Here is a 13,836-nt window from a genome sequence, read left to right as displayed (position 1 = left end):
CGCTGCCCCCGCAGTCCGTCGCTGACCGCCGCTGACCGCCGCTGAGGCGGAACGCATCCCCACGGCGAATGCAGGCTCGTTTCCGAACGGGCCTGCATTCCTCGTCTGGCTGCGCGACGGCGGAGAACCGGCCGCGCCGCGGCGGAGGTGGAACGGAGGCGGAGCGGGGCGTGCCCGGGCGGGCAACCCCCGAACCGCGTCCCGGCAGCTGCGGGGACGGCAGGGCCCACGCGCAGGCTTCCACCGTCACGCACCCGTACATTGACGGCATGACTTCCCGGATGCTCCCCCTTCGTTTCGGATCCCAGACAGTGCTCATCACGGGCGCGAGCTCTGGGCTCGGGGCGGAGTTCGCCCGCCAGCTCGCCTCTCGCGGCAGCGACCTCGTGCTCGTGGCCCGGCGCGAATCGAAGCTGGAGAGCCTCGCCGCCGAGCTGCGCGACCGGTTCGGCGTGACGGTGACGACGATCGCCGCCGACCTCGGTGAGCCGGGCGCCGCGTCCGCACTCGGGACCGAGCTCGAGGGCCGCGGAGTGAGCGTGACGAGCCTCATCAACAACGCGGGGTTCGGCACGAGCGGCGGCTTCCACGAGGAGGACCCCGAGCGGGTGCGCGCCGAGATCGCGCTCAACGTCGCGGCGCTCGTCGACCTCACGCACACCTTCATCGCGCAGCTGCGCGCGGGCGACGGCTTCCTCGTCAACGTCGCGAGCGTCGCCGGCTACCAGCCCACGCCGGGCTTCGCCGTCTACGGCGCGACCAAGGCGTTCGTCCGCAGCTTCACCGAGGCACTGTGGGCCGAGTCGGCAGGCACCGGGCTGCGCGTTCTCGCGCTCTCCCCCGGCCCCACCGCAACCGAGTTCTTCGAGGTCGCCGGCAAGGACATCGGCTCCGGCCTGCCGAAGATGACGGCCCGCAAGGTCGTCGGCCTGACGCTCCGCGAACTCAAGAAGCCGAACCCTGGACCCTCCGTCGTCCCCGGCCCGATCAACACGTCCCTGACGATCGCCTCGAAACTCGTCCCGCGGAAGCTGCTGCTGCGCGCCATGAGCCGGGCCTCGCGCTCACGCTGACGACACGCGCCACGCTCGGCTTACCGCAGCAGCGCACCGATCCCGGCGAAGTGCTGGCTGTACCTGTCGACGAGCTTCCGGGCCACCCCGACCGAGTCGACGAGCGGATGCGCCGCGAAGCCGCGCCAGGCGAGCTCGCGGGAGCCGCGCGTCGCGGCCTCGATGACCAGCCGCTCGGCGGACTTCACCTGCACCATCAACCCGAGCATCTCGCCCTCGAGGGGCGCGACCGGCCACGGATGCACGCCATCGGCGTCGACGACGCAGCCGACCTCGACAACCGCGTCGTCGGGGAGCGCGGGCACGAGGGAGCCGTTGCGCACGTTCAGGATCATGGTGGCTGGCCGCCCGGAGGAGAGAGCCGCCATGAGGTCGAGCGCGACGCTCTCGTAGCCGCCGCCCGCGACGTCCTCGACCTCGCGCTCCTCCCCCTCCTCGCGGCTCTCGGCCATGTAGCTCGCCTCGCGCTCGTGGCGGGTGCGCATCCACGACTCGAAGGGGTCGGCGCCCGGGTTCGCGAAGAACTCGCCCTGCTGCGCGTCGAGGTACTCGCCCCTGGTCGCGTCCGCGGCACGGATGCTGGCGTTGGCCTCCCGCGTGAACGAGTAGTAGTACAGGTACTCGTTGGGCAGGGCGCCGAGCGCCCGCACCCAGTCGAAGCCGAGCAGGCGCGCCTCCTCGATGCGCTGCAGGGACGTGTCGGACGCGAGCAGCTCCGGCAGGCGCTCGACGCCGTCGACCCGCAGCGAGCGCAGCCAGCCGAGGTGGTTCAAGCCGACGTAGTCGAAGGCGATATCCGAGGGCTCTCCCCGACCCTCGAGGCCGGCGGAGACGCGGGCCCCCGCAACCGCCGCCGCTCGGCGCATGAGCCCGATCGGAGTGTCGCAGATGCCGACGACACGGTCGCCGAGCACGCCCCGCATCGCCTCGGTGACGATTCCGGCGGGGTTCGTGAAGTTGATCACCCAGGCATCGGGAGCGACCCGCTTGATGGTCTCGGCGAGCGAGACCATGAACGGGATCGTGCGCAGCGCATACGCGAGCCCGCCAGGCCCGACCGTCTCCTGGCCGAGCACCCCCAGCTCGAGGGCGATGCGCTCATCCGCGATCCTGCCGGCCGTGCCGCCCACGCGGACGGCGCTGAACACGAAGTCCGTCCCGCGCAGCGCCTCCTCGAGGTCGGTCGTGACGCTGATGCGCGGCGCGAAGCGCTTCTCGCTCGCGATGCGCTCGACGATGACGCGGATGATCGCCAGCCGCTCCGGCGAGACGTCGTAGAGGCTCAGCTCGTCGATGCGCACGGGCGCCTCGTCGGAGGCCACCGCCTCGAACACCTGGGGGACGCGGAACCCTCCGCCTCCGATGATCGTGAGCTTCACGAGAACATCACCTCGACTTTCGCTGTCCGCAGCACGGCGAGCGTCGCCGGGTCCGCATGGTCTTCCGTGACGATCGCGGAGATGGCGGATGCGCCGCACACGCTCAGCAGACCGACTCCAGGGAACTTCGTGGCATCCGCCAGCACGACCGTGCGCTGCGAGGAGGCGATCATCGCGAGCTTCACGGGTACCTCGGTGCCGGTCGTATCGGAGATCGTGCCGTCTGCTCTGATGCCGCTCGTGCCGAGGAAGCACACGGTCGCGCGGATCTGCGCGAGCGCCTGCTCGGTCAGCACCCCAACCATTGAGCTGTAGTTCTTCCGCACGACCCCGCCGAGCACGATGAGCTCGACGGCGTCGTCGTCGCGGAGCGCGTCCACCACGGCGAGGCTCGAGGTGATGACGGTGATGCGTCGCCCCCGCAGCTGCCTGGCGAGCAGCGCCGTCGTGGTGCCGATGTCGATGAGGACGACGTCGCCGTCCCGGACGAGCGTGGCGGCCCGCGCCGCGATGGCGGTCTTCTGCGCGCTCTGGTGGGTCGCGACCTCGGCGAACGGCACCCGGTCGGGCTCGACGCCGCCACCACCTCGGACGCGGCGAAGCAGCCCCTCGGCGCTGAGGGCGTTGAGGTCCCGCCGGACCGTCGACGGCGACACCCCGAACTCGACGGCGAGCTCCTCGACCGTGACCTGACCGTCCGCGCGCAGCGACTGCAGGATGCGAGCCTGACGCGTCGTGGTGAGCATGCGAGGCATCGTAGCAGTCACCAACGAGCACGTCGCAAGCACGAACGAGCGGGACTTGACGCACGAACGATCACCGCGCAGGATGTGTGAGCAACACCGCTGTTGCTACCGAGAGGAGCCGCGATGGCTTCGGCCCATCACGACACACCCCCGACCGACTCGGTCGATGGTGCGCGATTCGATGTGGTCCTCGCGGGCTCCGTCTTCTTCGACATCGTCTTCACCGACCTCCACGGCTCGCCGAGCGCGGGCACGGAGGTGTGGGCAGAGGGCATGGGGTCGACGCCGGGCGGCATCGCCAACCTCGCCGTCGCGGCCAGCCGCCTCGGGCTCACCACCTCGCTCGCCTCCGTCTTCGGCGACGACGTCTACGGGCGCTGGTGCTGGGAGCTGCTGGAGGAGCACGAGGGCATCGACCTCAGCCGTTCGCGGCGCTTCGAGAACTGGCATACCGCGGTCACGGTCTCCGTGGCGCAGGACGGCGACCGCAGCATGATCACGCACGGGCACCCGAGCCCCATCTCGAGCGACGCGCTCCTCAGCGACGGCGTCTCGAGCCGCACCGCGCTCGCCGAGCTCGGCGCCATGACGAGCCTCGAGCAGGAGCCGTGGTGGCTGCGCGCGGCGGCCGACGGCACCCGGATCTTCGCCGACGTGGGCTGGGACGACACGGGCGTGTGGGACCGAGCTGTGCTCGAGCCCCTGTCGTCCTGCTACGCCTTCATGCCGAACGAGCGGGAGGCCGTCGAGTACACGCGCACCAGCTCACCCCTCGCCGCGGCCCGCGCCCTCGCCGAGCACGTGCCCATCGTCGTCGTGACCTGCGGCAAGGACGGCGCGATCGGCATCGACTCCGCGACGGGGCAAGAGGTCCAGGTTCCCGCCGTGCCCGTCCGCGCCCTCGACGCGACCGGCGCCGGGGACGTGTTCGGCGCATCCTTCGTGCTCGGCTCGCTGCGCGACTGGCCGCTCGAGCAGCGCCTCCAGTTCTCGGCGCTCTGCTCGGCCCTCGCCGTGCAGCAGTTCGGCGGCTCGCTCGCGGCCCCAGGCTGGGGCGACATCGCCGACTGGTGGGATGCGACGCGCGCCTCGGGAGACACCGAGCTCACCGAGCGGTACGGCTTCCTGCAGGACGTGCTGCCGTCGGAGCGCCCAGGCGCGGTCCGCCGCGCGGAGGCCACGTTCCGCCTCGTCGACCACTTCCCCGGAGTCTGACCGGCGCGCCAGAGCCGACCCAGCCGGGCTGTCGGCACCGCATCCGCGACAATTGACCGCTGGTCCCCCATCGCACGAAACGCACCCTCAGCGAAAGAAGGAAGCCGAACATGAACGAGAAGCATCGGAGAACCGCGGCGGTCGCCGGCGGGTTGGCACTCGCGCTCACCCTCGCGGGATGCGCGCCCGGCACGGGCCAGCAGGCCGCCCCCGATGCCTCCACGGCGGAGATCAGCACCGATATCTCGCAGGTCGGCGACGTCACGCTGACCGTGTGGGACCAGGAGGTGCGCGGCGGGCAGAACGAGCAGATCGAGCAGCTGAACGCGGCGTTCGAGGAGAAGTACCCGAACGTCACGATCGAGCGGAACTCGCAGGCCTTCGACGACCTCGCGACGACGCTGCGCCTCGCCCTGACCGACGAGAACGCGCCGGACGTCGTGCAGGCCAACAACGGCCGCAACACGATGGGGGCGTTCGTCGAGGCCGGGCAGCTGCGCGCGCTCGACGACTACGCGGAGGCCTACGGCTGGTTCGACCGCTACCAGGAGTCGATCCTGCAGTACTCGACGTACAGCGAGGACGCGAAGGTCTTCGGAGACGGCAACCTCTACGGCCTGCCGCAGGTCGGCGAGGTCGTCGGCATCTTCTACTCGAAGGCGAAGCTCGCGTCGCTCGGCGTCGAGGTGCCGGGAACGTGGCCCGAGTTCGAGGCGGCGCTCGCGACGGCGAAGGCCGCAGGCGAGACGCCCATGCAGCTCGGCAACATCGAGCAGTGGCCGGCGGGCCACGTGTTCGGCCCGCTCCAGGGCGAGTACGTGGATGCGGAGACCATCACGAACCTCGGGCTCGGCAACCCCGGCGCGAGCTGGACCACTCCGGAGAACGTGGAGGCGGCGACCGCGCTCAAGGGCTGGGTCGACGACGGCTACTTCAACACGGGCGTGAACGGCACCGACTACGACGCGGCCTGGCAGGCGCTCGCCGAGGGCAACGGCGTGTTCCTCATCGGCGGCTCGTGGCTCGCGGCCGATCTCGAGGCGAGCATGGGCGACGACCTCGGCTTCTTCGTCCCGAAGACGAGCGACGGGGCGCTCGCGACGACCGGAGGCACCGGACTCCCGTTCGCGATGACCTCCGCGGCAGACAACACGGACGTCGCGGCCGCCTACATCGACTTCCTGACGAGCGACGAGGCCATGCAGATCCTGGCCGACACCGGCAACCTGCCCGTCAACAACTCGGCTGAGCTCGCGCCGGAGTCCGGCGTCTTCGCCGACATCTACGGGGCGTTCGGCGAGGTCACCGAGTCGGGCAGCGTGCTCCCCTACCTGGACTACGCGACGCCGACCTTCGGCGACACCATCGGCCAGTCCCTGCAGGGGCTCATCGACGGGCAGCTCACGCCGGAGCAGTTCACCGAGACCCTCGAGACCGACTATGCCGACTTCATCGCGGCGAATGAGTAGCCTGCGCCCGAAGGCGCCCGCGCAGCCCGAGCGACGCCCCGAATGACGAGCCCGAGCGCGACGGCGCGCGAACGCCGCCAGGCGAAGGGCGCCCGCCGCGGCACCCCCGCCTGGGTGCCGTTCGCGTACCTCGCGCCCGCGTTCCTCCTCTACGGCACGTTCTTGCTGTTCCCGCTCGGCCGGGCCGTGCAGTTCTCGTTCTTCGAGTGGGACGGGCTGGGCGCATCCACCTTCGTCGGGTTCGACAACTACGTGCAGATCGTGCAGGACGAGCGGCTGCGGGAGGCGTTCGGGCACGCGTTCGTGCTGATCTTCTTCTACTCGATCCTGCCCCTCGCGGTGGGCCTCATGCTCGCGGCGATCCTCACGCGGGCGCGGGTGCGGGGCCTCGGCTTCTTCCGCACGCTCATCTTCCTGCCGCAGGTCATCGCGATGGTCGTCGTCGCGGTCACGTGGCGGCAGATCTACGCGCCCGACGGGCCCCTCAACGGGCTGCTGCGCCTCGTCGGGCTGGAGAGCTGGACGCGGGCGTGGCTCGGCGACTACACCTTCACGCTGCCGGCCGTCGGGCTCATCGGCTCGTGGGTGTCGCTCGGCCTCGTGACCGTGCTGCTCATGGCCGGGATGAGCCGCGTGCCGAAGGAGCTCTACGAGGCGGCCAGGCTCGACGGCGCGGGCCCGGTGCGCGAGTTCTTCTCGATCACGCTGCCCTCGGTGCGGGGCGAGATCACGGTGGCGCTGACGCTCACGATCGTCGCGGCGCTCAAGACCTTCGACCTCATCTACGTCACCACGAGCGGCGGTCCTGGCACGTCCACGACGGTGCCAAGCTTCGAGGTGTACCGGCGCGCGTTCGAGCTTGGCGAGGTCGGGGCCGCGACCGCCGTCGGCGCCGTGCTCACCCTCATCGTGTTCGCCATCAACTTCGTCGTGAACCGGATCGGGGACCGCGCATGAACGTCTCCGTGTTCGAGAAGGTCGCGAACTACCTGATCCTCGGCGTCTTCGGGCTGGTCATCCTCGGCCCGATCAGCGTCATCGTCACGCTCGCGTTCGGGCCGGAGAACGCGAGCGTCGCGCAGGAAGGGCGCGTCTTCCACTGGGAGAACTTCCCCACGGCGTGGGAGGTCGCGCGGTTCGGGCAGTACATGCTGACCTCGGTCGTCGTCGCCGCCATCGTGGTCGTGGTCGCAGTGCTCGCGTCGATCCTCGCGGGCTACGCGCTCGGCACCATGAAGTTCCGCGGCGCGACGCCCATCTTCTACCTCTTCCTGCTCGGCATCATGGTGCCGACCGAGGCGTTCATCGTGCCCCTCTACTTCGACCTGCGCACCGTGGGCCTCACGAACACGGTGTGGGGCGTCGCGTTCCCGCAGATCGCCATGTCGATCGCGTTCGGCACGTTCTGGATGCGCACCTACTTCCGCTCCTCCAGCCAGGCGCTCATCGACGCGGCCAAGCTCGACGGGGCTGGCTCCATGCGCATCCTGTGGCAGGTGCTCGTCCCCATCGGCCGGCCCGCCATCCTGACGCTCGTGCTGCTGACGTTCATGTGGACCTGGAACGAGTTCCTCATCCCCCTCGTCATGTCACCGAACGGCAGCGTGCGCACCGCGCCACTGGGCCTGGCCTTCTTCCAGGGGCAGTACACGCAGGGCACCGCGCTGCTCGCGGCGGGCGCCATCATGGTCGCGCTGCCCGTCGTCGTGCTCTACATCTTCCTGCAGCGGCACTTCATCCAGGGGATGCTCGAGGGGGCGGTCAGGGAGTAGCTGGGCGGCGCGCGCCTGGCACGTCCCGACTCGGCTCGCCGGTGTAGTCGGCGAGGAGGGGCGGGGGCAGCGGCCCCTTGATGCGCTGGCCCGCCTGCTTCTCCTCCCACGCATGGGCGAGGATCCCCACGGAGCGGGAGAGCACGAACAGGCCCCTCGCGAGCTCCGGCTCGACGCCGAGTTCCGCGTAGACGATCGCGGAGATGCCGTCTATGTTCATGGGGATGCGCCGCTCCCCCCGTTCCAGGGCCCGCTCCACCGCGAGCCCGGCGGCAAGGTGCCTCCCGGAGATATCTCCCGCGGCGAGCGCGTCTTCCACGAGCGTCAGGAGCGGGTCCCGCCGCGGGTCGCGGGGGTGGAAGCGGTGCCCGAAGCCCGGCACGAACACGCCCCGGCTCTTGTGGTCGGCGATCGCCTCACGGGCGAGCTGATCCAGCGGGACGCCCTCGGTCTCGTGGCGTTCGACGAGGTCGTTCAGCAGCTGCACGCACTGCTGGCCGGCGCCACCGTGCGTGTCCCCGAGGACGTTCACGCCGTTGGCGACGGCCGAGTTGAGGCCGACGCCGCACGTGGCGGCCATGCGTGCGCTCGCGATGGAGGGCGCCTGCGGGCCGTGATCGACGCTCGCGACGAGGGTCGCCTCGAGGAGGCTCGAGACCGTCGCGCTCGGCAAGCTCCCCGTCGTGAGCAGCCAGATCGTGCTCACGAACCCGACGTTGCCGATGACCTGCTCGATCGGATACCCCCGGAGCTCGATCTCCCCCGGGGCGATCCGGGTCACGCTTGTGCTCCACCACGCCGTGGTGTCGGCGACGGTGGGCTGGTCGGCGGGACTGGCGCTGCTGGTCATACGGCTCGCTCCTCGTGGAATGCTCGGATCTGCGCGGCGTCGTAGCCGAGCTCGCCCAGGATCTCGTCGGTGTGCTGCCCGAGACCCGGAGGCGGCATGGTCGGTGCGCTCGGGCGGTCGTCGAGGCGGATGCCGTTGCCGAGCACCCGCAGCGTCTCCCCCTCTCGTCCCGGGAACGGGAGGTCGTGCACGAGCTCACGGTCGACGATCTGCGGGCTCTCGAGCATCTCGGGAACCGTGAGCACCGCCGCCGCCGGCACTCCCGCCGCCGAGAGCCGCTCCTCCCAGTAGGCCGTGTCCTCGGCGCCGAGGGCCGCTTCGATCTCGCTCGTGAGCTCGGCCCTGAAGCGCTTGCGGTCCTCCCGGTCGCTGAAGCGGGCATCCGCCGCCAGCTCCGGGCGCCCGATGACCCGCGTCAGGGCTTCGAACTGCTCCTGCTTGTTCGCGGCGATGTTGAGCGCCCCGCTTGCCGTCTGGAAGGTGCCGGACGGCGCGGCAGTGCCGTTGTCGTTGCCGAGCGCTCGGGGCACCTGGCCTGCCACGAGGTGATTGGAGACGACCCAGCCCATGGCGGTCACCGCGGTCTCCAGCATCGACACGTCGATGCTGGATCCCTCGCCCGTGCGCTCGCGCCCGTGCAGTGCCGAGGTGATGGCGAACGCGGCCGCGAGGCCGCCGAGCGTGTCGGCGATGGGGTAGCCGGCTCGGAGCGGGGAGGTCTCCGGCGTGCCGGTGACGCTCATCATGCCCGAGCCGCCCTGGATGATCTGGTCGTAGGCGGGCTTGGATCGGAGCGGCCCCGTCTGCCCGAATCCGGAGATCGCGCAGTACACGAGGCGTGGGTTGATGGCGCGCAGCTCCTCCCAGCCGAAGCCGAGACGCGCGAGCACCCCCGGTCGGAAGTTCTCGCAGAGCACGTCGGCCTCGGCGACCAGGCGGCGCATGACCTCCTTGCCCCCGTCCGACTTCAGGTCGAGGGTGATCGATCGCTTCTGGGCGTTCTGCGCCAGGAACGAGACCCCCATCAGCTCGCTGTTCAGCTCCGAGTCGGAGCCGAGGCTCCGTGCGAGGTCTCCCCCCTTCGGCACCTCGACCTTGATGACCTCGGCCCCCATGAGGGCCAGCTGGTAGCACGCGTACGGCCCGGCGAGGACGTTGGTCATGTCGAGCACGCGCACCCCCGCGAGGGGTCCCGATGTCTTGTCCGTCAAACCGTGACTTCCTTTCTGGTGGCGAGCTTCGCGCGGATGACGCGCACGATGACGAACGCCACGGTGATCGCGAGAACGGAGTAGAGGGTGATGGTGATGGGGCTGTCGATCAGCACGCTCGGGTCGCCCTCGCTGACCGCCATCGCGCGGCGGAACTCCGTCTCGGCGAGCGGCCCGAGGATGATCGCGATGAGCATCGGGGCGACCGGCAGCCCGTAGCGCCGCATCGTGAAGCCGATGAGGCCGATGACGACGACGAGCACGAGGTCGAGGATCTTGCCGCTCGTGGCGTAGACGCCGAGCATCGCGAAGAGCGTGATGCTCGCGTAGAGGTAGTGACGCGGGATCTTGAGCAGCTTCGCCCAGAGCGGAGCGAAGGGCAGGTTCAGGATGAGGAGCACGACCATGCCGATGAAGAAGCTCGCGAGGAGCGCCCAGACGAGCTCGCTCGACCGCTCGAAGAGCAGCGGCCCTGGCTGCAGGCCGTACTGCCGGAAGGCGGCGAGCAGGATCGCGGCGGTCGCCGAGGTCGGCAGTCCGAGCGCGAGCAGCGCGCCCATCGCGGTTCCGGCGGTCGCATTGCCAGCGGCCTCCGGGCCTGCGACGCCCTGGATGGCGCCGAGGCCGAACATGGGCTTCTTCCGGCGCTTGTCGAGCCTGCGCTCGGTCCCGTAGGCGAGGAACGTTGGCACCTCGGCGCCGCCGACGGGGATGATGCCGAACGGAATCCCGATCGCGGTGCCGCGAAGCCATGCGGGCATCGCCTGGCGGAGCTCGCGGAGGGACAGCCAGAGGCGCCCCTTCGACTGGATGAGCCCCGTGTCGTCGGAGTAGCCGCGTCGGCCGGCGACCGCGAAGACCTCGCCGAGGGCCAGGAGTCCGACGGTGATGACGACGATGTCGATGCCGTCGAACAGCTCCGGGATGCCGGCCGTGTAGCGCGAGGCGCCCGAGATGGAGTCGATGCCGACGACCGAGATCGCGAGGCCGAGCACGAGGGCGGCGAGGCCGCGGATGATCGACTGCGTCACGACGGCGGAGATGGCGATGAAGGCGAACACGGCGAGCGCGAGGTACTCGGCGGGGCCGAACAGGGTCGCGAGCTCGGCGAGGCGGGGCGCGAAGAAGACCACGAGGATCGACGCGAGGATGCCGCCGATGAACGCGCCGATGGCCGACGTCGCCAGCGCCTGCGCCGCGCGACCGTTCTTGGCCATGATGTGGCCCTCGATGGAGCCCGCGATGGCCGTGCTGTTGCCCGGGGTGTTCATGAGGATGCCGGCGATGGAGTCGCCGAAGAGTCCGCCGAAGAGGACACCCGCGAACATGATGAACGCGCCGATGGGGTCGAGGGAGAAGGTGACGGGGAGCAGGAGGGCGACGGCCATCGCGGACCCGAGGCCGGGGAGGACGCCGACGGCGGTGCCGAGCACGGCGCCGATGAGCACCCACAGCATGTTGATGGGGGTGAGGACCGTCAGGAACCCCTCCCCGAGATTGGCGAGCGTATCCATCAGAGGACTCCTACGAAGATGCCGGGGGGCAGGTTGAGGCCCAGCCCGATCGAGAACGCGATCTGCACGATGGAGGACATCGCGAGGGCGAGGAAGATGTCGAAGAACGGACGCCGGCTTCCGAGCGCCCGGGAGATGCCCCAGAAGAGGAAAGCTCCGGAGAGCAGCCAGCCGAGCGGGGTGAGCGCCGCGATGAACACGATGGTCGTGCCGAGGGCGCCGAGGAGCGAGCGCACGTTGGTGCGGGGGCGGATGTGCTCGGCCTGCAGCTCGCGGTCCTGGGCGACGGCGAGCTCGTCGAGGTCGTAGTCGAGATCTTCCTCGATCACTCGCCGCTCTCCGCGCAGCTCGGCCTGGTCGGGTTCGGCGACGCGCTCCGGCTCCGGGTTGCGGATCACGTCGATGGCCAGCAGCACCGCGATCACGAAGACCGCGACCGTGACGATGGCCGGGAAGACCTGCGGCCCTGGCTGCGAGACGTTGCCGGGAACGTCCATGGTGATCGTGCCGATGGTGAGGCCGATGCCGGTCAGCGTGAGGATGCCGGGCACGACGAGGCCCGTTCGGCGACGCCACCAGCCTGGCCTGGAGGTGGTGTCGTGCTGCGTCCACGCGGAGGTGGGGATGACGCCGGTCATAGTCCGAGCTCCTCGATGATCTGGTCGACTCTCGCCTGGTCTTCCTCGATGAACGCGGCGAAGTCGTCTCCCGTGAGGAGGGCCGGCTCCCAGCTGTTGCGCTCGAGGGTGTCCTGCCACTCCGGCGTCGCGGCCATCTCCTCGAAGATGGCGACGAGCTGGTCTCGTTCGGCCTCCGTGATGCCGGGAGGCGCGACGATGCCTCGCCAGTTCGGGAGGTGCACGTCCACGCCCTGGTCGATGAGCGTCGGGACGTCGATGCCGTCGATCGGCTCCTCAGCGGAGACGGCGAGGGCACGGAGGTTGCCCGCCTCGATCTGGTCGCTGAACTCGTTGTAGCCGCTGACCCCGATCGCGACGGTGTTGGAGAGCAGCGACGTGAGCACCTCTCCGCCGCCCGCGTAGGAGACGTAGTTGATGTCGCCCGGGTCGATGCCGGCTTCCTCGGCGACCAGTCCGGCGAGGAGGTGGTCGGTCCCGCCGACGCCTCCCCCGCCGATCGCGACGGAGTGCGGGTTCTGCTTCCAGTCGGCGATGAAGTCGTCGAGCGTCTCGTACGGCGAGTTCGCGGGGACGATGAAGACCTCGTAGTCCTCGGCGAGGCGCGCGATGGGGGTCGTGTCCGACAGGTCGACGGTCGAGGTGTTGACGTTGATGGCGCCCATCATGACCGTGCCGGTCATCATGAGGTTGGTCGGGTCGGCGCCGAGGCCGACGAACTGGGAGAGGCCGATCGTGCCGCCAGCTCCTGGCACGTTGACGACCTGCACGTTGTTCACGATGCCGCCGGCCCGGAGCGCCTGCTGCGATTCCCTGGCCGCGAGGTCCCAGCCGCCGCCCGGGGCGGAGGGCGACATGAAAGTCAGTTTGGTGCTGGGGTCGGTCCCCGTCGTCGACTGGCTCGCGTCGAACGCGGCCACTCCGACGAGCACCATGGTCGCGGCGATGCCCACCGCGCCCATGAGCTTCCGTTTTGCTGTCACGATCACTCCCTTGTGATTGACTGTCCACACAGCGGACATATCTGTCCACCAGATGGTACGCTAGTGTGACCGGGCAAGCAAACGATCCGAAGCCGGAGACCCCATGACAAGCGCCGAAGACGCACCAGCCCAGCGCTCAGAACCGGGCGGCATCCGCGCCGTGAGCCGAGCCCTCGATGTCCTCGACTGCTTCGAGAACGAGGGCCAGTCGCTCGCCATCGCCGACATCGTCCGCCGCTGCGAGCTCCCGCGAACGACCGTGCTGCGCCTCGTCGACACCCTGGTGGGCGAGCGGATGCTGCAGCTCCTCCCCGACGGACGCGTGAGCGTGGGCCCCCGCATGATCCGCTGGGGAGCATTCGCGAAGGCAGCCTGGTCGGCTCCGGCCCCAACACTGGAGCGCCTCCGCGAGCTCGCCGAGCAGACGGGCGAGACGGTGAGCCTCTACGTCCGCCGCGACCTCAAGCGCGTCGCCATCGCCCAGGCCCCCGGGCGACACACCATCCGCCACGTGGTCCAGGTCGGCGACGAGCTCCCGATCTGGCGCGGCGCCGCATCCACGACGCTTCTCAGCGGCGAGCGCCCGGAGATGCTCGACGCCGTGCTCGCGAAGCTCGACGCAGACCCGGCGATCGACGTCGACACCGCCGCCCTCCGACACCGGGTCGACGAGATCCGCGAGCGGGGCTGGGGGCTCAGCCACGGCGAGCGGGAGTCCGGCAACAGCGGCCTGGCGATGCTCGTCCCCGAGAATCCCGAGCGACCGCACCTGCAGCCCGTCGTCGTCGTGCTCGGTGGGCCCACCGCGAGATTCGTCGACGCACGCATCCCCGAGTTCGTCGACGCGCTGCGCGCCTGCGTGCGCGACGTGCCGCGCACCGGGCTGCCCCCGGCACTCGAGTGAAGAGGGGGGCGCGGCCGAACACGACCAGCGCCCCGAGCAGAGCAGAACCAGGACCAGGACCGAGAGCAAGAGCAGGACCTCG

13 protein-coding genes are annotated in these 13,836 nt (G+C 70.2%); 6 read left to right on the top strand and 7 right to left on the bottom strand.

Annotation, left to right across the window (positions count from 1 at the left end; genetic code table 11):
* Positions 1-269: 269 nt before the first annotated feature.
* Positions 270-1,073, top strand: coding sequence for an SDR family oxidoreductase (locus tag C5E07_RS03450; protein WP_258063764.1), 804 nt, complete (start codon positions 270-272; stop codon positions 1,071-1,073).
* Between the two features lie 20 nt (positions 1,074-1,093).
* On the opposite strand, the gene C5E07_RS03445 is transcribed toward C5E07_RS03450, so the two are convergent.
* Together C5E07_RS03445 and C5E07_RS03440 are read right to left on the bottom strand one after the other, a co-directional pair.
* Positions 1,094-2,452: a 6-phospho-beta-glucosidase gene (locus C5E07_RS03445; protein WP_104298452.1), complete on the bottom strand. Its 1,359-nt coding sequence runs from the start codon at positions 2,450-2,452 to the stop codon at positions 1,094-1,096.
* Positions 2,449-3,198 (bottom strand): DeoR/GlpR family DNA-binding transcription regulator, encoded by a 750-nt coding sequence (locus C5E07_RS03440; protein WP_104240581.1) that lies wholly within the window; start codon positions 3,196-3,198, stop codon positions 2,449-2,451. The genes C5E07_RS03445 and C5E07_RS03440 overlap by 4 nt, the downstream gene beginning before the upstream one ends.
* Positions 3,199-3,321: 123 nt before the next feature.
* Here C5E07_RS03440 and C5E07_RS03435 point away from each other — a divergent pair, with 123 nt between their 5' ends.
* The 4 genes from C5E07_RS03435 to C5E07_RS03420 all read left to right on the top strand — a co-directional run bounded on the left by C5E07_RS03435 (position 3,322) and on the right by C5E07_RS03420 (position 7,654).
* Positions 3,322-4,413: a PfkB family carbohydrate kinase gene (locus C5E07_RS03435; RefSeq protein ID WP_104298451.1), complete on the top strand. Its 1,092-nt coding sequence runs from the start codon at positions 3,322-3,324 to the stop codon at positions 4,411-4,413.
* A 110-nt stretch (positions 4,414-4,523) separates the two neighbouring features.
* Entirely contained in the window at positions 4,524-5,882 is a 1,359-nt protein-coding gene (locus C5E07_RS03430; protein WP_104298450.1) for an ABC transporter substrate-binding protein, read from the top strand.
* Between the two features lie 42 nt (positions 5,883-5,924).
* Positions 5,925-6,839 carry a carbohydrate ABC transporter permease gene (locus C5E07_RS03425; RefSeq protein ID WP_104298449.1) on the top strand — a complete coding sequence of 305 codons (915 nt, stop codon included), beginning with the start codon at positions 5,925-5,927 and terminating at the stop codon, positions 6,837-6,839.
* A complete protein-coding gene (locus C5E07_RS03420; protein ID WP_104298448.1) occupies positions 6,836-7,654 on the top strand; it encodes a carbohydrate ABC transporter permease in 819 nt (272 codons plus the stop codon). Before C5E07_RS03425 ends, C5E07_RS03420 begins: the two co-directional genes overlap by 4 nt.
* Here C5E07_RS03420 and C5E07_RS03415 read toward each other — a convergent pair.
* The 5 genes from C5E07_RS03415 to C5E07_RS03395 are packed head-to-tail and all read right to left on the bottom strand — an operon-like array spanning position 7,644 to position 12,850.
* Entirely contained in the window at positions 7,644-8,504 is an 861-nt protein-coding gene (locus C5E07_RS03415) for a citryl-CoA lyase (protein WP_104298447.1), read from the bottom strand. The genes C5E07_RS03420 and C5E07_RS03415 overlap by 11 nt on opposite strands.
* The gene (locus C5E07_RS03410; RefSeq protein WP_258063763.1) at positions 8,501-9,715 is read right to left on the bottom strand and encodes a CaiB/BaiF CoA-transferase family protein; all 1,215 of its coding nucleotides are present in this window, start codon (positions 9,713-9,715) and stop codon (positions 8,501-8,503) included. Before C5E07_RS03410 ends, C5E07_RS03415 begins: the two co-directional genes overlap by 4 nt.
* Positions 9,712-11,229: a tripartite tricarboxylate transporter permease gene (locus C5E07_RS03405; protein ID WP_104240575.1), complete on the bottom strand. Its 1,518-nt coding sequence runs from the start codon at positions 11,227-11,229 to the stop codon at positions 9,712-9,714. Before C5E07_RS03405 ends, C5E07_RS03410 begins: the two co-directional genes overlap by 4 nt.
* Positions 11,229-11,867 (bottom strand): tripartite tricarboxylate transporter TctB family protein, encoded by a 639-nt coding sequence (locus C5E07_RS03400; RefSeq protein WP_104298446.1) that lies wholly within the window; start codon positions 11,865-11,867, stop codon positions 11,229-11,231. The genes C5E07_RS03405 and C5E07_RS03400 overlap by 1 nt, the downstream gene beginning before the upstream one ends.
* Positions 11,864-12,850 (bottom strand): tripartite tricarboxylate transporter substrate binding protein, encoded by a 987-nt coding sequence (locus C5E07_RS03395; RefSeq protein WP_258063762.1) that lies wholly within the window; start codon positions 12,848-12,850, stop codon positions 11,864-11,866. The genes C5E07_RS03400 and C5E07_RS03395 overlap by 4 nt, the downstream gene beginning before the upstream one ends.
* Before the next feature lie 103 nt (positions 12,851-12,953).
* Here C5E07_RS03395 and C5E07_RS03390 point away from each other — a divergent pair, with 103 nt between their 5' ends.
* Positions 12,954-13,754 carry an IclR family transcriptional regulator gene (locus C5E07_RS03390; protein WP_104298444.1) on the top strand — a complete coding sequence of 267 codons (801 nt, stop codon included), beginning with the start codon at positions 12,954-12,956 and terminating at the stop codon, positions 13,752-13,754.
* Positions 13,755-13,836 lie beyond the last annotated feature (82 nt).

Origin of the sequence: Pseudoclavibacter sp. RFBJ3 (assembly GCF_002931375.1) — a bacterium.
GTDB lineage: Bacteria > Actinomycetota > Actinomycetes > Actinomycetales > Microbacteriaceae > Pseudoclavibacter.
This window is presented reverse-complemented; position numbering and strand designations above follow the sequence as displayed.